Source organism: Barrientosiimonas endolithica, assembly GCF_030296655.1.
In the GTDB taxonomy this organism is placed as follows: Bacteria; Actinomycetota; Actinomycetes; order Actinomycetales; family Dermatophilaceae; genus Barrientosiimonas; species Barrientosiimonas humi.
In genome coordinates this window covers 518,193-535,915 of sequence record NZ_AP027735.1, presented here as the reverse complement: position 1 = coordinate 535,915, position 17,723 = coordinate 518,193, and the positions used below count along the sequence as shown (strand labels likewise).

The window sequence follows — 17,723 nt, the reverse complement described above, 5'->3', positions numbered from 1 at the left end:
CAGCGCGTTGGTCGCGAGGTTGTCGCTCACCGCCCCCACCAGCCGGCAGGCGTCGAGCACGCTGAGGTCGCGCTGGTCGAGCACGTGCCACAACCCCGAGTCGCGTACGAAATCCTCGCTGCGCCAAGCGATCCGGGCCGCCGGGTCGATGTCTCCGCGCTCCCAGCGCCGCGCCACCTCCGACAGCAGCAGGCACTTGCCGACCGAGGCGGTGCGCAGCACGGCGTCGGGCTCCTCCGCCAGCCACGGCCACGGCTCGTCGAGCGGCTGCACCAGCACGCTCCACCGCACGGTCATGGCGTGTCGCCACCCGGGAACGCCGTGCGCGCCCGCAGCGCGCACTCCAGCAGGAACGACTGGTCCACGATCGACCGACGTACGTCGTCGGCCAGGTCGGTGCGCGCCAGCGCCTCTCGCGAACGGTCGAGCGTGTCCTGCTCGACCATCGGCCACGGGAAGGCGGCGGTCGCCACTCGCCCGAGGGCCATGCCGGTGACCCGCTCGGCGAGGGGCGGGACGTCGGCGAAGTAGCGCGCGACGTACGGCCGCAGGAGCTCGGGATCGCCTGAGCCCCAAAGGCCTTCGGCGTGCGCCACGAGCTGGTAGTTGGACAGGTCGGCGTCGTGGGCGAGGCTCTCCCACGCCTGCTCCTTGGCCTCGGCGGTGGGCCGCAGCGCCCGGATGCGGATGCCCTCGAGCTCGCCCTGCATGGTGCGGTCGGCGTCGCTGAGCCGCTGCAACGTGGCGTCGTCGAGGGCGTCGACGCGCGCGAGCGACCGCGCCACGGCCCAGCGCAGCTCGGTGTCGTCGCGCAGCGACTCCGGCAGGCCGTCGCCGGTGAGCCACCGACCGAGCAGCTGCACGTCGTCGCTCGCCCCGGCGACCAGCCGCGCGCCCGCCAGCTGGTCGGGCGACCCGTCGGCGGAGCGGTCGAAGAGCTCGCGCCCGGCGGCGGCGATGCCGCGGTAGGCGTCCGGCACCTCGGCCGCGGGCAGGAACGCGCGCAGCCGCGGCACGATGCGCATCGCCACGCCGGCACGGATGCCGTCGTCGCTCTCGCGGCCCCAGCTGCGCGCGATGGTGCCCGCCAGCAGACGGGGGTCGACGCGGCCGGTCATCACGCCGGCGTCGAGGGCGCACCAGGCGACGGCGCGGGCGGACCCGTCGGGCACGCCGGCCAGCTGCTCGGGCAGGGCCGCCAGGGTCGCGTCGTCGAGCCGGACCTCGGCCCAGGTGAGGTCGGCGGCGTTCGGGATCAGCAGCTCCGGCACGCGCTGCCCCACCAGCTCGGGCACCTGCTGCTCGTCGCGCTCGGCGGTCAGGTCGGCCTGCAGCACCCGATCGCCACCGGAGTATCCGGCCACGTCGAAGGTGTGCGGCCGGTCGGCGGGCCGCTCCACCGGCGCGTGCCGCGTCCCGGTCGCGCCGGTCACCCGGTCGCCGTCGCGCTCGAGGTGCACGGCGACCACGTCGGTGCCGGCCGTCCCGAGCCACGCCTGCTGCCAGGCGGTCAGGTCGCGGCCGCTGGCCCGCTCCATCGCCGACATGAAGTCGGCCAGGCCCGCGTTGGCGTACAGGTGGCGCTCGATGTGGTCACGCACCCCGACGACGAACGCGTCGTCGCCGATGTGGGCGATGAGCTGGCGCAGCACCGAGGCGCCCTTGGCGTAGGAGATGCCGTCGAAGTTCTGCAGCGCGGAGTGGGCGTCGGGCGCGGGCGCGCCGGCGACGGGGTGGGTCGAGGGGGCCCGGTCGGCGCGATAGCCCCACGCCTTACGGCTGGCGCCGAAGTCGACGAACGCCTCGGTGAACTCGGTGGACTCGGCCAGGCAGCGGTGCGACATGTACTCGGCGAACGACTCGTTGAGCCACAGGTCGTCCCACCAGGTCATCGTGACCATGTCGCCGAACCACATGTGCGCCATCTCGTGCGCGATGGTGTTGGACCGGCCGAGCAGCTGCGCGCGGCTGATGCCGCCGCGGAAGATCATGCTGTCGGAGTGCACGACGCAGCCGGGGTTCTCCATCGCCCCGGCGTTGAACTCGGGCACGAACAGCTGGTCGTAGTCGCCGAAGTCGTACCGCACGCCGAACAGCCGGTGGTAGTGGTCGAACGACTGCTTGGTGACCTCGAACATCTGCGGCGCCTGCGCCTCGAGCAGGTCGCGCTGGCTGGCCCGGGCGCTGATCGACAGCGGGATCCCGTCGTGCTCGTCGCGCAGCGTGGCCCAGGGCCCGGCGCACACCGTCACGAAGTACGTCGCCAGCGGCTTGGTGGTCGCGAGCCGGAAGTCCTGCGGCCCGGTCTGCTCGGTCGCGCCGTTGCCGAAGACGGTCCAGCCCTGCGGCGCGTGGACGGTGACGTCGTACGGCGCCTTGAGGTCGGGCTGGTCGAAGCAGGCGAAGATCGACGGCGCGGCGTCGAGGAAGCTCATGCCGTAGACATAGGCCTCGCCGTCGGCCGGGTCGACCGCGCGGTGCAGGCCCTCCCCGACCTGCTGTACGCCATCGTCGCCTCGACGACGACGGTGTTGTCGGCCTGCAGGCCGGGCAGCTCCACGCGCCGGTCGGCGACGGTCGCGGGGTCGATCGAGCGCCCGTTGAGGGTGATCGAGGAGACCTCGCGCGCGTCGACGTCGAGGAACGTGCTGGCGCCGGGTCTGCTTGCGGTGAAACGGATCTCGGCGCGCGATGCGAACGTCTCGTCGCCCTGGTCGAGGTCGAGGTGGACGGTGTATCCGGCGACGCCGATCAGGTCGGCACGGCCACGGGCTTCAGCGATGGTGAGCGAGGACACACGCTCATGCTGCCACCCGGGTCAGCCGCGGTAGCCCGCCATGCCCTGCAGCCGCGCGACGCGTTCGGCGGTCGGCGGGTGGGTGGAGAACAGCTTGGAGACGTCCTGGGCGCGGAACGGGTTGGCGATCATCATGTGCGAGGCGTTGACCACCTGCGGCTCCGGCGCGAGCGGCCGCGCGGCGACGCCCTGCTCGAGCTTGCGCAGCGCCGACGCCAGGGCGAGCGGGTCGCCGGTGAGCTTCGCGCCGTCCTCGTCGGCGTCGTACTCGCGGGTGCGGCTGATCGACATCTGGATGAGCATCGCGGCGAACGGCGCGAGCAGCGCCATCGCGATCAGCGCGAGCGGGTTGGGGCGGTCGTCGCTGTTGCCGCCACCGCCGAGCATCGGCAGGAACATCAGCATCTGCGCGATCGAGGTGATGACGCCGGCGATCGCCGCGGCGACCGAGGAGGTCAGGATGTCGCGGTTGTAGACGTGCATCAGCTCGTGGCCGAGCACCCCGCGCAGCTCCCGCTCGTCGAGCAGCTCCAGGATGCCGGCGGTGCAGCACACGGCGGCGTTCTGCGGGTTGCGGCCCGTCGCAAAGGCGTTCGGCGCCGACGTCGGCGAGATGTACAGCCGCGGCATCGGCTTGCCGGCCTTGGTCGACAGCTCGCGCACGATGCGGTACATCTCCGGCGCCTGCGCCTCGCTCACCGGCTGCGCACGCATCGCCTTGATGGCGATCTTGTCGCTGTTCCAGTAGCCGTACGCCGTCATGGCGACACCGACCAGCGCGAAGATCCACAGATACCTCGCGCCGCCGATCACGGCGCCGACGCCGAGCAGCACGGCGAAGATCGCCCCGAACAGGGCAGCGGTCTTCAGGCCGTTGAAATGGTTGTGCATGCCCCGTGAACGAGCCGGGAGCCCCACGTTGTTCCCGGCCTCGCGGACGGCGTACGCCCTCGCGGACCACCGCCGAACCGTGCGCCAGGGCGCACCCCCGGCGGAGCACCGCCGAACCGTGCACAGACGTACGCCCTCGCGGACCCCCGCCCAACCGTGCGCCAGGGCGCACCCTCCCGCGGAGCACCGCCCAACCGTGCGCCGGGCTCGCAGGGCCGGGCGGTGCCGTACGTCCGGCGCGGGTCAGTCGAGCAGGCCCAGCGGCAGCTGGGGGCCAGGCTGATCACCGCGAGCGCGACGAGGCTCACGGCGACCACGGCCAGGTGCAGCGGGTGCGGGCGGTCGTGGACGGCGTCGGGGTCGGAGCGGCCGGCCATCGCGAGCACCACCCGCAGGTAGACCGCTACGCCGAGCATGGCGTTCAGCGCGGCGACCACGGCCAGCCACCACAGCTCGCCGACCACCACCGGCCGCAGCGCCAGCACCTTCGCCACCAGCCCGAGCACGGCGGGCGGCAGACCCGCGAGCGTCAGCAGCCCCAGCGAGATCGCGAGCGCGGCGACCGGGCGGCGGCGGAACAGCCCGCGCAGCGTCGTCAGGTCGCGGATGCGGCCGCGGCCCTCGGCGTGGGCGACGAGGGTGACCCCGGCGAACACCACCAGGGTCGCGATGCTCGTGACGAACAGATATCCGGTGGCGGCCTTGACCGCGCCCGGCGCGACGGTCGCGAGCGGCAGCACCACCCAGCCGGCCTGCGCGACGGTCGACCAGGCCAGCAGCCGCAGCGTCGAGCGCTCGCGCAGCGCCAGCACGTTGCCGACGGTCATCGTGATCGCCGCGACGATCCCGACGGCCACCAGCGCGCCCTCGCCGAGCGCGGTCACGCCGCGCAGCACCGCGAGCAGCGCCCCGAGCGCGGCCAGCTTGGACGTGGTCGCGAGGAAGCCGCCGACGGGCACCGACGCCCCGGCGTACGCCTCGGGCGTCCACGCGTGGAACGGCACCAGCGACAGCTTGAAGCCGAGCCCGGCGACGAGCACGACGACGGCGAGCGCGAGCACCCGCCGGGTCTCCGGCTCGCCGGCCGCGCGCAGCACCGCGTCGCCATCGAGCAGCGGCGACCCGGTGGCCGCGAACCACAGCGCCGCGCCCATCGCGAGCAGCGCGAACGACACCAGCGAGGTGACCAGCAGGGTCAGCGCCCCGTCGAGGGCAGAGCGCCGGGCCCGCAGGGCGACCAGCGCGATGGTCGGCAGGGTGGCGAGCTCCAGCAGCACCAGCCACGACCCGAGGTCGCGCGCGGCGGCGACCCCGGTGGCGCCGGCGGTCGAGGCGAGCAGCATCGCGACCGACACGGGTGCGCGCTCGCGCGGCGCCGGGACCGGCAGGGCGAGCAGCGCGATGACGCCGGCCGAGACCAGCGCGCTGACCTGGATGACCGCGCCCAGCCGGTCGACGACGTAGAGGCAGCTGGTGTCGGACAGGCACATCGTGCGCCGCTCGGCGGCGCCGGGAAGCAGCCCGGGCACGGCGGTCGCGGCGCCCGCGAAGAGCACGACCGCGGCGAGCGCCCAGTGCGCGGCACCCAGCCGAGGACGTACGACATCCACGACGAGCACGAGCAGCGCACCCAGCGCCGGGACCAGCACCGGGGCGAGCGCGGCGTAGTCGAGCGTGACGCTCACCGGGCCACCTCCCCGAGCATCCGCAGCACGTCGGGCTCGCTGATCGCGAGCAGGACGGAGGGCAGGACGCCCACGGCCAGGACGGCGACCACGAGCACCGAGAGCACGACCCACTCGGCGCCGCCGGCGTCGAGCGACTCGGCGACGACCGTCTCGTCGGCGTCGCTGCGCGGGTCGCCCGCTGCGGCCCCGGTCGCGCCGCCGCCGGCCCAGACGATGCGCAGCACCCGCAGCGCGTACGCCGCGGCCAGGACGCCGCCGAGCGCCGCGAGCACCGCGAGCCACCCGAACAGCGTCTCGGGCCGGCCGGGCGCGGGGTCCCAGGCGGCGAGGATCGTCAGCACCTCGCCCCAGAAGGTCGCGAGCCCGGGCAGCGCCAGCGACCCGGCCATCCCGACGACGAGTGCGAGCCCGAGCCGCGGACGCACGTCGCGCAGCCCCTCGCGGGCGGTGTCGAGGTCGTCACCGTGCCAGCGGTCCTTGAGCCCGCCGACGACGAAGAACAGCAGCGCCGAGACCACCCCGTGGGCGATGTTGCCCAGCAGCGCGGCCTGCACCCCGAGGGTGCCGCCCGCGGCGAGCGCGAGCATCACGAATCCCATGTGGGCGACCGACGACCAGGCGATCAGCCGCTTCAGCGAGCGCTCGACGAGGCAGACCAGCCCGCCCCAGAGGATCCCGACCACCGCGAGCACCCCCACCACCGGCGCGAGCCGGGCGAACCCGTCGGGCACGGCGCCGACGGCCAGCCGGACCACGCCGTACGTGCCCATCTTGAGCAGCACGGCGGCGAGCAGCACCGACCCGGTCGTCGGCGCGGCGGTGTGGGCGGCCGGAAGCCAGGAGTGGAACGGGAAGAGCGGCACCTTGATGCCGAGGCCGACGAGCAGCAGCGCCGCGACGATCGTCTGCTGGGTCGTGCCGAGCGCGGAGCCGCGGGTGCGGGCGAGCTCGGTGAGGTCGGCGGTGCCGGCCGCGAAGGTCAGCGCGAGGATGCCGACGAGCATCAGCGTCGACCCCAGCACGGTGTAGAGCACGAACCGCGCCGCGGCCGCGTCGAGCGTCGCCGGATCGCCGAAACCCTTGATGAGCAACCACATCGGGACGAGCACGATCTCGAACGCGAGGAAGAACAGCACGGCGTCGCGCGCGAGGAAGGTGAGCAGCGCGGCGCCGACGACGACGAGCAGGCACCCGAGGTAGGTGCCGTAGCGGGCCTGCGGTGGGCGCACGATGCCGTAGAGCACCACGAGCACGCCGATCACCGCGGTGAGCGCGAGCAGCGGCGCGCTGATGCCGTCGACGCCGAGGTGCAGCCGCATCCCGACCGCGGTGACCCACGGGCGGTCCAGCACCGGCCGGTCGACCAGCGTCACGCCGACGCACGCGGCCGAGGCCACCGCCGCCGCGAGCGCGACGGCCGACGCGGTGCGCTGCCCCACCGGGCGCGGCATCCGATCGGAGCACACCAGCGCACCGCCGACCACGAGCGGCACGAGCACGGCCGCCACCATGGCGATCACCACAGCGCCACCCCCAGGAGCGCGACGAGCAGGGCTCCGGCGAGGATCGCGACCAACCCGGACGAGGGCGTACGCCGGTGCAGGCTCTCCCCGGAGTCGCCGAGTCTCCTTGCGGCAGAGGACAGTCCGCTCACGCCCGTGTCGAGCTGCCGCTCACCGGCCGCGACGAGGCGCGCCAGCGCCAGCACCGGCCGGGCGACGAGCGCGACGTAGAGGCCGTCGACGCCGAGGCCCCGGCTCGCGGCCGAGCGCCACCGCAGCGGGGTGTGCTCGGCGGCGTCGCCGTAGCGCGTGCGCAACGACATCACCCGCACCAGCAGCGCGGCGGCGAGCATGAGCAGCAGCGCCGCGGCGACGAGCAGCCAGTTGGGCTGCTGCCACTCGATGTCCAGCAGCGGCGTGACCACCAGCGCGCCGCCGAGCAGGCTCGCGGCGCCGAGCGCGACCAGCCCGAGCCGGCCGAGGGCGGTGGGCTCGGGCTCGTCCTCGAGCGGGTCGGACTCGACCGCGGGTTCGGCCTCGTGCCCGAACTCGTCGACCTGCGGCGCGTCGCGCAGCAGCTCGACGATGCCGACGTCGGCGACCACCCGGCTGTCCTCGACGCTGGTGTCGAGCGAGCGCCGCTCGAAGACCGTGCGGTGCTGGACGACGAGCCAGGCGCGCATGGCGTACGCCGCCGTCAGGACCGTGGTCAGCGCGACGACCGCGAACCCGAGGGCCGCCGAGCGGGCGCCGTCGGCGGCGTGCTTGGCCGCCTCGTCGAGGATCAGGTCCTTGCTGACGAAGCCGACGGTCGGGGGCACGCCCGCGAGCGCGAGCAGCCCGATCGCGAGGAGGGTGCGGGTCTGCGGGTATCGGCGGATGCCGCCGGACATGCGCTGCACGACGGTGCCGCCGACGAGCACGGTGAGCCAGCCGATCATGAGGAACAGCAACGCCTTGAACGCGGCGTGGCTGACCAGGTGCATGATCGCCAGGTCGGGGCCGGCGGTGCTCGGCACGACGGTCAGCGCGACGAGCATCAGACCCACCTGGCTGACGGTCGACCAGGCGAGCAGCCGCTTGAGGTCGTCCTGGAAGAACGCCAGGGCCGCGGCGAGCACGGCGGTGGCGCCGGCCAGCACGAGCAGCACGTTGCGGGCGACCGGGGCGGCGTGCAGCAGCGGCAGCAGGTGGGCGAGCACGACGGTGCCCGCGGCGACCATCGTCGCGGCGTGGATGAGCGCCGAGGCGGGGGTCGGACCCTCCATCGCGTCGGGCAGCCAGTCCTGGAAGGGCAGCTGGGCGCTCTTGCCGAGCACGCCGCACACGACGCCGAGCATCGCGACGGTGAGCACCGTCTGCGCGCCGGCCAGCGGGGGTTCGGTGAACCAGGCGACCACCGCGGGGATCGACGTGGTGCCGGCGCTGGTGGCCAGCAGCGCGAACCCGAGCACCAGCGGCGCGTCGGCGAGCCGGGTGACCAGGAACGACTTGTACGCCGCCCGCCTCGCCTTCTCGCGGGCGGAGTCGTGGCCGATGAGCAGGTAGGAGCACCAGCCCATCAGCTCCCAGCCGACGAGGGTGAGCAGCAGGTCGCCGGACAGCACGACAAGCTGCATGCCGGCGGTGAAGATGCCCACGGTCGCGGCGAACTGGCGGTAGCGCGGGTCGGTCCACAGGTACCACCGGGCGAACGCCTGCACCGCGAACGAGACGACCGCGACGGCCGCCGCGACCAGCACGTTCCACCGGTTGACCTGCAGCCGGAGCGGGACGTCGAGGGCGGGTCCGACCGGCAGCGACCCGATGGTCTGCGGCCCGGTGACGGCGACGCCGGTGACCTGCTGGGCGAGCAGCACCCCGGCCGCGGCCATCCCGACGAGCGCGGCGAGCAGCGCGATCACCGCGGTGGCGCGGCCGCTGCGGCGCACGAGCGGCAGGGTCAGCAGACCGCCCACGGCCGGCGCGAGGACGGCCAGGTGGCTCGGCTGGAGCGGCCCGGCGACGGCGAGGTTCACGCGTCGTCCTCGCCGCGTCGGGTCAGGTCGACGTCGCCGCGCGCGCGGTAGACCGCGACGACGGCCGCCAGGGCGACGGCGATCTCGGCGGCGGCGATGGTGATGAGGAAGATCGTGAGCGTCTGGCCGGCGACCAGCGGGTCGGGCCGGGCGGCGCCCATGGTGACCAGCAGCAGGCCGGCTGCGGCGAGCAGCAGCTCGACGCCGATGAGCATGAGCACCGCGTTGCGGCGCGCGACGATGCCGTAGACCCCCGTGGCGACCAGGACGCCGACCAGCACGAGCGGCAGCTGCAGGTGGATCACCGCTCCTCCCCCGCGAGCTCCTCGGGGGTGGCGGCGACCTGCAGCCGCGACATCGCGAGCGCGGCCACGAGCCCGACGAGCAGCAGCAGCGACAACAGCTCGAACGGCCACACCCAGGTGCCGAAGAGCCGGGTCGCGAGCGCCTCGGTGCCGGGCGAGCGCACGTCGGCGCGGCCGGCGTACGCACTGATCAGGACCGCCGCGACCAGACCGCCGGTGCCCGCGGCGACGACCAGGCCGGCGAGGCGGGTCAGCGGGCTGGTGTCGTGGGCGGTGGTCGGGCCGGTGGGGGCGCGGGTGAGCATGAGCGCGAAGATCACCAGCACGACGATCGCCCCGACGTAGACGATCAGCTGCACCAGCGCCACGAGCTCGGCGCCGAGCACGAGGTAGCAGCCGCTCAGCGCGCCCAGGCTCACCACGAGCCACAGCGCGGCGTGCAGCAGCTGCTTGGTGGTGACGGCGCGCACGGCAGCGCCAGCGGTGACCAACCCGGCGAGCACGAAGAAGACGTCGTGCGTCGTCATGCGTCGCCGGCCCTGTGGTCGTCGGACGTCGGGTCGGTCTTGGCCTCGCCGGTCTTGGCGTCGCCGGCCTTCGGGTCCTCGGGCGAGGCGGACGTACGGATGACGCGGGGGCCGCGCGCCGGCTTGCGGGCGGCGAGGGCCTCGGTGGGCTCGGCCGCGCCGGGGTCGAGCGGCGGGGGCGGCGGCACGGTGGGCATCCACTCCTCCAGCTGCTCCTTCTCGTGCAGCAGGTCGCGGATGTCGTGCTCGGCGTACTCGAAGTGCGGGCTCCAGAACAGCGCGTCGAACGGGCAGACCTCGATGCAGATCCCGCAGTACATGCACAGGCTGAAGTCGATCGCGAACCGGTCCAGGACGTTCTGCTGGCGGTCGCGCCCGCCCTCGGGGCCGGCGGGGATCGTCTCCTTGTGCGAGTCGATGTAGATGCACCAGTCGGGGCACTCGCGCGCGCAGAGCATGCACGAGGTGCAGTTCTCGGCGAGCAGCGCGATGACGCCGCGGGTGCGCGGCGCCAGGTCGGGCTGGCGCTCGGGGTACTGGTGGGTGTGCGCAGGTCGGGCCATCGTCCGGGCGGTGGTGGCCATGCCCTTGACGAGGCCCGGGACGAGGCTGCGTCGGTTGCTGGGCCCAGGCATCACGTGATCCGTCCGAGGTGGCTCCTTCGGGAACGCTCGCACGCTACCGGCCAGGAGGGACGTGACCTAGCAGCCGCTCCGAGAACGGACATCACGCGGTGAGGACGACGCCGACGCCGGTGATCGCCAGCTGCACCAGGGCCAGCGGCACCAGGCCCAACCAGGCGAGTCGCTGCAGCTGGTCCTCGCGCAGCCGCGGCCACGACACGCGCATCCAGATGATGAGCAGCGCGACCGCGAACCCCTTGAGCAGCGTCCACAGCCAGCCGAGCGCGCCGTCGAACGGGCCCGTCCAGCCGCCGAGGTAGACCACGGCGACCAGCAGCGACATCACGACGATCCCGGCGTACTCGGCGAGCAGGAAGAACGCGAAGCGCAGCCCGGTGAACTCGGTGTAGGGGCCCATCACGACCTCGGAGTCGGCGATGGGCATGTCGAACGGCGGGCGCTGCAGCTCGGCGGTCGCCGCCACCAGCAGCACCAGGGCCGCCGGTGCCTGCCACAGCAGCCACCACGGCGTCCACGCGTGCGCGATTCCGGTGAGCGAGAGGGTGCCGCCGGCGAGGGCGAACGAGGCGCAGGCCAGGATCAGCGGCAGCTCGTAGCTGACGAGCTGGGCGGCCGAGCGCATCGCGCCGACGAGGGCGTACTTGTTGCCCGAGCCCCAGCCGGCCATCAGCGTGCCGAGGGCGCCGACGCCCGAGACGGCCAGCAGCACCAGCAGGCTCGCGGGCACGTCGGCGCCGACCAGGGTCGGCGAGAACGGCACGACGGCCATCGCGAGGAGGTACGCCACCAGCGCCACCGCGGGCGCGGCCCGGAAGACCCATCGGTCGGCGGCCGCCGGGACGATGTCCTCCTTCTGCGTGAACTTCACGCCGTCGGCGATCAGCTGGGCCCAGCCGTGGAACCCGCCGGCGTGCATCGGGCCGAGGCGGCCCTGCATGTGGGCCATCACCTTGTGCTCGGTCTGGCCGACGAGCAACGGCAGCACCAGGAAGGCCACGAGCACGAGCGCGGCGCGCACGCCGGCCTCGAGCCAGGTCATCTCCATCACCGCGGCCCCCACGAGGTGTCGGGCACGCCGGGCGGCAGGTTCTTGCGGCGGCCGCGGCGGGGCGCGGGCGAATCGCCCGACTCCCCAGGGTCTTTCGCGCCCGGCCACGGCTTGGAGACGCGCGCGGCGAGCACGAAGTCCTTGCGCAGCGGCCGCCCCTCGAAGCCCTCGGGGAGCAGCAGCGGGCGGATGCCGAGCCGGCTGCCGTCGTCGAAGTCGGTGAACTCCAGGCCGAACATCTCGTGCGTCTCGCGCTCGTGCCAGGCGGCGCCGCGCCACAGCGTCGTGAGGCTGCGCAGCGGCTCGGTCTCCGGCACGCGGGTGCGCACCAGGACCGACCGCAGCGCGCCGGGCGTGACGTCGTAGAGGTGGCTCACGACGTCGAGACCGCCCTCGTCACGGTCGGTCTCGTCGACGGCGGTGAGGAAGTCGAAGAACGCGAAGCCCTCGGCGCGCAGCTGCTCGTGGAGGGCGTACCACTCCTGCGGCGGGCAGTCCCGCCGCTCGGCGTCGAGGCTCATGACGGGTCGCCCTGCGGCGGCTCGGTCGGCTCGGCCGGCTGGTCCCGGCGCACGAGCGGGCGGGTGACCGCGCCGGCGAAGCGGCGCCGGTCGGCGTACGACCGGGTGGTCAGGCGCTCCTCGGCGATCTGCTGCTGCAGCACGAGGATGCCGTGCAGCAGCGCCTCGGGGCGGGGCGGGCAACCGGGCACGTAGACGTCGACCGGGATCAGCTGGTCGACGCCCTTGGTGACGCAGTAGGAGTCCCAGTAGGGGCCGCCGGAGTTGGAGCAGGCGCCGAAGGAGATGACGTACTTCGGCTCGGGCATCTGGTCGTAGAGCCGGCGCACGGCCGGCGCCATCTTGTCGGTGACCGTGCCCGAGACGACCATCAGGTCAGCCTGGCGCGGGCCGGGGGCGAACGGGATGACGCCGAGCCGGATGAAGTCGTGCCGCGCCATGCTGCCGGCGATGAACTCGATGGCGCAGCAGGCGAGTCCGAAGTTGAAGACCCACAGCGAGTAGCGCCGCCCCCAGTTGAGGATCAGCCGCATCGGCTTGGGCGCGGCGGCCTGGAGCGGGCCGACGCGCGGGGTGGGCAGGTCGACGGTCACGGGGTCCACCTCAGCAGGCCGCGGCGCGCGGCGTGCGCGAGCCCCACGACCAGCACGCCGATGAAGATGCCCATCTCGACCAGGCTCGCGACCCCGAGGTCGGCGTCACGCAGCACCGTCGCCCACGGGAAGAGGTAGACCGCGTCGACCGCGAAAACGACGTAGAGGAAAGCGAATCCGAGATAGCGCACCTGCGACTGGGACCAGCCCTGACCGACCGGGTCGACGCCGGACTCGTACGTCGTCAGCCGGGCGGGCGTCTGCGACACCGGCGCCAGGAGCCGACGCATCAGCATCGCCGCACCGAACAGCAGCACTCCGGCGAGCGCGACGGCGACGACGACGAGATAGCCGACGAGAGGACCCTTCACGGGACCAGAGCCTAACGATCCGCTGCCGGTCGGTGAGGGAGGTCACCCCCGCTCGTTTTGACCTCTCCTTATGCGATGCATAACGTGGACGGCGGTCGAGAGACCCAGCGACAAGCCCTGGCTGGCTGGGCGGCAACCCTCACGGATGTGGCGGGGTGCTCCAGGTGAGACCCGGTCCGACAGCCCTGTCGGACAAGCACATTCGCGCGCCAGTGATCCTGGCGTGCAGTTTCTCGAGGAGTGCGTCCGACATGTCTTCCCCTCTTCCGGCGCGGACGCGACGGGCCAGATCCCGCCGCTGCCGCCGTACCCCGGGTCGCGCGGGCGGGGTGTGCGCACGGCGATCACCGCCGGCGGCCTCGTCGTCGCGCTGGCGGCCGGGTTCGGCCTGGGCCGCGCGACCGCGGACGACGGCGGCAGCGCCTCGGCCGACGAGCCGCGCGAGGTCACCATCGGCACCACCGAGGCGAGTGCGGAGTGGTGGCCGCCGCTGCAGCGGCTGGCCCGCGAGAACGGCATCGAGATCAAGCTCGTGTCGTTCTCCGACTACACCCAGCCCAACCCCGCGCTGGCGCAGGGGCAGACCGACCTCAACCTGTTCCAGCACCTGCAGTTCCTCGCGAGCTACAACAGCAACGACAACCAGGACCTCACCCCGATCGGGTCGACCCAGGTCGTGCCGCTGCCGCTGTACTCCAAGAAGCACACGGCGCTGAACCAGATCCCGCAGGGCGGCAAGATCGCCATCCCCAACGACCCCACCAACCAGGCGCGGGCGCTGCTCGTGCTGCAGCAGGCGGGGCTGCTGAGGCTCAAGGGCGGCGGCAACGCGCTGTCGACCCCGGCCGACATCGACCGTGCCGCCTCGAAGGTCACGGTGCAGCCGGTCGACGCCGCGCAGACCGTCGCGTCGCTGCCGTCGGTCGACGGCGCGGTCGTCAACAACAACTTCGCGCTCGACGGCAACCTCGACCCCAAGTCGGCGCTGTTCCAGGACGACCCGAAGAGCAAGGCGGCCGAGCCCTACATCAACGTCGTCGTCGCCCGCGCCGAGGACAAGGACGACCCGACTTACCGCAAGATCGCCCAGCTCTACCACTCCCCCGAGGTCGTCGCCGCGGTGAAGCGGCAGTCCAAGGGCACGTCGGTCGTCGTCGACCGCCCCGCCGACCAGCTCGGCAGCATCCTGACCCGGCTCGAGAAGGACGTGGCGGGGTCATGAGCGAGTCGATCATCAGCCTCGACCGGGTCGGCAAGACCTTCTCGCGGGGCGGGTCGCAGGTGACGGCGCTGGACGAGGTGACCCTGGACGTACGCCGGGGTGAGGTGTTCGCCGTCATCGGCTTCTCCGGTGCCGGCAAGAGCACGCTCGTGCGGCTGATCAACGGGCTGGAGCTGCCGACCAGCGGCACGGTCACCGTGCAGGGCCAGCAGCTGAACTCGTTGCGCCCCAAGCAGATCCGCGCGCTGCGCAGCGACATCGGCATGGTGTTCCAGCAGTTCAACCTGCTGCGCTCGCGCACGGTGTACGGCAACGTCGCCTACCCGCTCGAGGTCGCCGGGTGGAAGCCGGAGCAGATCTATCGGCGGATCACCGAGCTGCTGCACTTCGTCGGGCTGACCGAGCGCGCGTGGGCCTACCCGGAGGAGCTGTCCGGCGGGCAGAAGCAGCGCGTGGGCATCGCCCGGGCGCTCGCCACCAACCCGCCGATCCTGCTGGCCGACGAGTCGACCAGCGCGCTCGACCCGGACACCACGCGCGAGGTGCTCGCGCTGCTGCGCCGCGTCAACGAGGAGCTCGGCATCACCATCGTCGTGATCACCCACGAGATGGAGGTCGTGCGCAGCCTGGCCGACCGGGTGGCGGTGCTGGAGTCGGGGCGCCTGGCCGAGCTCGGCCCGGTGCGCGACATCTTCGCGAACCCGACGGCCGGGGCCACCCGGCGCCTCGTCGGCGCCACGCTCGACGCGGTGCCCGACGCCGACGACCTCGCGCAGCTGCGCACGCGGCACCGGGGGCGCATCGTCACCGTCACCGTGGCCGCGGGCCGCAGCCTCGGCGCGGTGCTCGGCCGCGCCAGCGAGCAGGGCGTCGAGCTGGAGATCGTGCACGGCGGCGTGACCTCGATGAAGGAGGAGGCGCTCGCGACGTTCACCCTGAGCCTGCGCGGCGAGCCGGACGCGGTGGAGCGGATGGTCGCCGAGCTGCGCGGCATCGGTGCGGTCGACGAGGCCGGTGACCACGGACGTACGGCGGGCGAACCGCTGCAGGAGGTGTCGGCCTGATGGGGAGCACCGACTGGGCCCAGCTCGGGCCGTTGCTGCAGGAGTCCCTGCTGCAGACGCTGCTGATGGTCGGCGTGACTGTGCTCGTCGGCGGGGCGCTCGGGCTCGCGCTCGGCGTGCTGCTCGTGACCACCCGGCCCGGCGGCATCCTCGCCCACCGCGGGCTGCACACGGTGCTCAACGTGATCGTCAACATCGTGCGCCCGATCCCGTTCATCATCTTCATCACCGCCGTGGGGCCGCTGACCCTGCAGGTGATGGGCACGACCGTCGGCACGCGCGCCGTGCTGTTCCCGCTGGCGCTGGCCGCGACGTTCGGGATCTCGCGCATCGTCGAGCAGAACCTCGTGGCCGTCGACCCCGGCGTGATCGAGGCGGCGCAGGCGATGGGCGCCTCGCCCTGGCGGATCATCCGCACCGTGCTGGTGCCCGAGGCGCTCGGGCCGCTGGTGCTCGGTTACACCTTCGCGCTCGTGGCCGTGGTCGACATGACCGCGATCGCCGGGGCCATCGGTGGCGGCGGACTCGGGCAGTTCGCGATCACGTACGGCTATCAGCGGTTCAACTGGGTCGTCACCGGGGTGGCGGTCGTGGTGATCATCGTGCTGGTGCAGCTCGCGCAGTTCTCCGGCAACGCGTTGTCGCGAAAGGTCATGCGGCGCTAGCGATCTCGGCCGGCGGGTCGGTCAGCCGGCCGACCGGTCGGCCGGCTGATCGGTCAGCCGGCGGGTCGGTCAGCCGGCGGTCCAGCCGCCGTCGATGGCGTACGACGAACCGGTGATCATCGAGGCCTCGTCGCTGGCGAGGTAGGCGATCAGCGCGCCCACCTCGGCCGGCTCGATGAGCCGCTTGATCGCCGACTTGGCGAGCATGACGTCGCCGACGACCTGCTCGCGGCTGATGCCGTTCTCCCGCGCCTGGGCGTCGATCTGCCCCTCGACCAAGGCCGTGCGGACGTACGCCGGGTTGATGCAGTTGCTCGTCACCCCGTGCGGGCCGCCCTCGAGCGCCGTGGCCTTGCTGAGGCCTTCGAGGGCGTGCTTGGCGGTGACGTAGGCCGACTTGTAGGGCGAGGCCACCAGCCCGTGGATCGAGGAGACGTTGACGACGCGGCCCCAGCCGCGGTCGTACATGTGGGGCAGGCACGCGCGCACGAGCAGGAACGGCGCCTCGACCATGAGCCGCTGGATCTGCCGGAACGCCGCGACGTCGAAGTCCTGGATCGGCGCGACGACCTGCATGCCGGCGTTGTTCACGAGGATGTCGAAGTCGAGGCGCAGCCCCGCGAGGCCGTCGGTGTCGAGCAGGTCGATCGGCCACACCTGACCGCCGATCTCGGCCGCGACGGTGCTGGCGCGCTGCTGGTCGCGGTCGGCGACGACGACCGTCGCACCCTGGGCCGCGAGCGCCCGGCTCGCCGCCTCGCCGATGCCGTTGGCGCCGCCGGTGACCAGGGCCTTGCGTCCGGTGTGAGAGCTCATGCGCCTCATCATGCCGGGCCGGCGACGCGCCCGCCGACCGGCCGGCAGCCCTCGCGGTCCAGGCCCGCCCGACCGGCCGCATTTCGTTCACTGGTGCACGAAATATGGCGCGCCTACCCGGAATCCCGCGGCCCGCCTCCGCAGATCGTGCACTGATGCACGAAATGCGGCGCGCCTCCCGGAATCCCGCGGCCCGCCTCCGCAGATCGTTCACTGATGCACGAAATGCGGGCGGCGGGCGAGGTGGATCAGTCCGCCGTGAGGAGGAGGAAGCCGGGGCTGGCCTCCTCGACCGAGAAGCACTCTTCGACCTGCGCGACGACCCGGATCTCGTCACCGCTCGGCACGTCCTGCGTCTCGGTCCACTCGTCGACGAGTACGCCGTCGAGGGTGACCACGTACCGGTGCGTCAGCCGAACGACCCCGTCCGGGAGCGCCTCGGCGGAGAAGAAGCGCTCGTAGCCATCCAGACCGACGCACACACTCTCCGCAAGCGTCTCTGGCCGGGTCTCCCATGACGGCCCGAACGCCCGGCTCAGGAGAACCCTCCCGCCAGGATTCATCGCTTCGCGCAGCGCCGCCCACAGCCTCGGCCGCTCGGCCCAGGGCAGAAAGGCCAGGAAGTTCAGCACCACGGCTCCGTCGAGAGGGGCGGGCGCACGAAGGTCGGGCAACGGCTGCGGGCACACCGTGATGCGCCCGGCGGCCGCCGGCATCGAGGCCAAGCTCTGCCGGAGCAGCGCCCGCTGGGTGCCGTCGCTCTCGATGGCGAGCACCTTCACCTCGGGGTGCTCGAGCAGGAGCCGGTGGGCGATCCGCCCGGATCCCGCCCCCAGGTCGGCGACCCAGGATCCCGGACGCAGGGCGAGCAGGTCGAGCGGGACCGGCTCAGGCGGCGCGGGGCGTACGACGTCGTGAACCGCCATGAACTCGTAGCGGCGAGAGGCAGGTTCGGTCACGCGTCCATCATGTCCTGGCCTCCCTCCGCAGATCGTTCACTGATGCACGAAATGCGGCGTGCCTGCCCGGAATCCCGCGGCCCGCCTCCGCA

At 73.0% G+C, this 17,723-nt stretch carries 18 protein-coding genes, 1 pseudogene and 1 riboswitch; of the genes and pseudogenes, 3 read left to right on the top strand and 16 right to left on the bottom strand.

Annotation, left to right across the window (positions count from 1 at the left end; translation table 11 throughout):
* Positions 1 to 42: 42 nt before the first annotated feature.
* The 14 genes and pseudogenes from QUE40_RS18810 to QUE40_RS02615 form a co-directional block, all read right to left on the bottom strand.
* A pseudogene (locus QUE40_RS18810) lies at positions 43 to 297 on the bottom strand (serine hydrolase); the annotation flags it as partial.
* Entirely contained in the window at positions 294 to 2,483 is a 2,190-nt protein-coding gene (gene pepN, locus QUE40_RS02675; RefSeq protein ID WP_289232995.1) for an aminopeptidase N, read from the bottom strand. The gene pepN and the pseudogene QUE40_RS18810, both read right to left, overlap by 4 nt.
* A complete protein-coding gene (locus QUE40_RS02670) occupies positions 2,432 to 2,797 on the bottom strand; it encodes a gluzincin family metallopeptidase (RefSeq protein ID WP_289232251.1) in 366 nt (121 codons plus the stop codon). Before QUE40_RS02670 ends, pepN begins: the two co-directional genes overlap by 52 nt.
* A gap of 21 nt (positions 2,798 to 2,818) precedes the next feature.
* Positions 2,819 to 3,688 (bottom strand): zinc metalloprotease HtpX, encoded by an 870-nt coding sequence (gene htpX, locus QUE40_RS02665; protein ID WP_289232250.1) that lies wholly within the window; start codon positions 3,686 to 3,688, stop codon positions 2,819 to 2,821.
* Complete coding sequence (locus QUE40_RS02660) at positions 3,664 to 5,373, bottom strand: NADH-quinone oxidoreductase subunit N (RefSeq protein ID WP_289232249.1); 1,710 nt, start codon at positions 5,371 to 5,373, stop codon at positions 3,664 to 3,666. Before QUE40_RS02660 ends, htpX begins: the two co-directional genes overlap by 25 nt.
* Positions 5,370 to 6,887, bottom strand: coding sequence for a complex I subunit 4 family protein (locus QUE40_RS02655; RefSeq protein ID WP_289232994.1), 1,518 nt, complete (start codon positions 6,885 to 6,887; stop codon positions 5,370 to 5,372). Before QUE40_RS02655 ends, QUE40_RS02660 begins: the two co-directional genes overlap by 4 nt.
* A 5-nt stretch (positions 6,888 to 6,892) precedes the next feature.
* Entirely contained in the window at positions 6,893 to 8,896 is a 2,004-nt protein-coding gene (locus QUE40_RS02650; protein WP_289232248.1) for an NADH-quinone oxidoreductase subunit 5 family protein, read from the bottom strand.
* Positions 8,893 to 9,201, bottom strand: a complete 309-nt coding sequence (nuoK, locus tag QUE40_RS02645; protein ID WP_142004288.1) for an NADH-quinone oxidoreductase subunit NuoK — start codon at positions 9,199 to 9,201, stop codon at positions 8,893 to 8,895. The genes QUE40_RS02650 and nuoK overlap by 4 nt, the downstream gene beginning before the upstream one ends.
* Positions 9,198 to 9,728, bottom strand: a complete 531-nt coding sequence (locus QUE40_RS02640) for an NADH-quinone oxidoreductase subunit J family protein (protein WP_289232247.1) — start codon at positions 9,726 to 9,728, stop codon at positions 9,198 to 9,200. The genes nuoK and QUE40_RS02640 overlap by 4 nt, the downstream gene beginning before the upstream one ends.
* A complete protein-coding gene (locus tag QUE40_RS02635; RefSeq protein WP_289232246.1) occupies positions 9,725 to 10,363 on the bottom strand; it encodes a NuoI/complex I 23 kDa subunit family protein in 639 nt (212 codons plus the stop codon). Before QUE40_RS02635 ends, QUE40_RS02640 begins: the two co-directional genes overlap by 4 nt.
* 91 nt (positions 10,364 to 10,454) lie before the next feature.
* Positions 10,455 to 11,411 (bottom strand): complex I subunit 1/NuoH family protein, encoded by a 957-nt coding sequence (locus tag QUE40_RS02630; RefSeq protein WP_289232245.1) that lies wholly within the window; start codon positions 11,409 to 11,411, stop codon positions 10,455 to 10,457.
* A gap of 5 nt (positions 11,412 to 11,416) precedes the next feature.
* Positions 11,417 to 11,941, bottom strand: coding sequence for an NADH-quinone oxidoreductase subunit C (locus QUE40_RS02625; RefSeq protein WP_289232244.1), 525 nt, complete (start codon positions 11,939 to 11,941; stop codon positions 11,417 to 11,419).
* On the bottom strand, positions 11,938 to 12,474 hold the full coding sequence (locus QUE40_RS02620) for an NADH-quinone oxidoreductase subunit B (protein ID WP_289232993.1): 537 nt from the start codon (positions 12,472 to 12,474) through the stop codon (positions 11,938 to 11,940). The genes QUE40_RS02625 and QUE40_RS02620 overlap by 4 nt, the downstream gene beginning before the upstream one ends.
* Positions 12,475 to 12,530: 56 nt before the next feature.
* Positions 12,531 to 12,905, bottom strand: a complete 375-nt coding sequence (locus tag QUE40_RS02615) for an NADH-quinone oxidoreductase subunit A (RefSeq protein WP_289232243.1) — start codon at positions 12,903 to 12,905, stop codon at positions 12,531 to 12,533.
* A 93-nt stretch (positions 12,906 to 12,998) separates the two neighbouring features.
* Positions 12,999 to 13,110: riboswitch (SAM riboswitch) on the top strand.
* Between the two features lie 18 nt (positions 13,111 to 13,128).
* On the opposite strand from QUE40_RS02615, the gene QUE40_RS02610 reads away from it, so the two are divergent.
* The 3 genes from QUE40_RS02610 to QUE40_RS02600 are packed head-to-tail and all read left to right on the top strand — an operon-like array spanning position 13,129 to position 15,856.
* The gene (locus QUE40_RS02610; RefSeq protein ID WP_289232242.1) at positions 13,129 to 14,127 is read left to right on the top strand and encodes a MetQ/NlpA family ABC transporter substrate-binding protein; all 999 of its coding nucleotides are present in this window, start codon (positions 13,129 to 13,131) and stop codon (positions 14,125 to 14,127) included.
* A complete protein-coding gene (locus QUE40_RS02605; protein ID WP_289232241.1) occupies positions 14,124 to 15,191 on the top strand; it encodes a methionine ABC transporter ATP-binding protein in 1,068 nt (355 codons plus the stop codon). Before QUE40_RS02610 ends, QUE40_RS02605 begins: the two co-directional genes overlap by 4 nt.
* Positions 15,191 to 15,856 carry a methionine ABC transporter permease gene (locus QUE40_RS02600; RefSeq protein ID WP_142004279.1) on the top strand — a complete coding sequence of 222 codons (666 nt, stop codon included), beginning with the start codon at positions 15,191 to 15,193 and terminating at the stop codon, positions 15,854 to 15,856. Before QUE40_RS02605 ends, QUE40_RS02600 begins: the two co-directional genes overlap by 1 nt.
* Positions 15,857 to 15,925: 69 nt before the next feature.
* Here QUE40_RS02600 and QUE40_RS02595 read toward each other — a convergent pair whose 3' ends face one another.
* Positions 15,926 to 16,672 carry an SDR family oxidoreductase gene (locus tag QUE40_RS02595; RefSeq protein WP_142004278.1) on the bottom strand — a complete coding sequence of 249 codons (747 nt, stop codon included), beginning with the start codon at positions 16,670 to 16,672 and terminating at the stop codon, positions 15,926 to 15,928.
* A 248-nt stretch (positions 16,673 to 16,920) separates the two neighbouring features.
* The gene (locus QUE40_RS02590) at positions 16,921 to 17,631 is read right to left on the bottom strand and encodes an SAM-dependent methyltransferase (RefSeq protein ID WP_289232240.1); all 711 of its coding nucleotides are present in this window, start codon (positions 17,629 to 17,631) and stop codon (positions 16,921 to 16,923) included.
* Between the last annotated feature and the right edge of the window lie 92 nt (positions 17,632 to 17,723).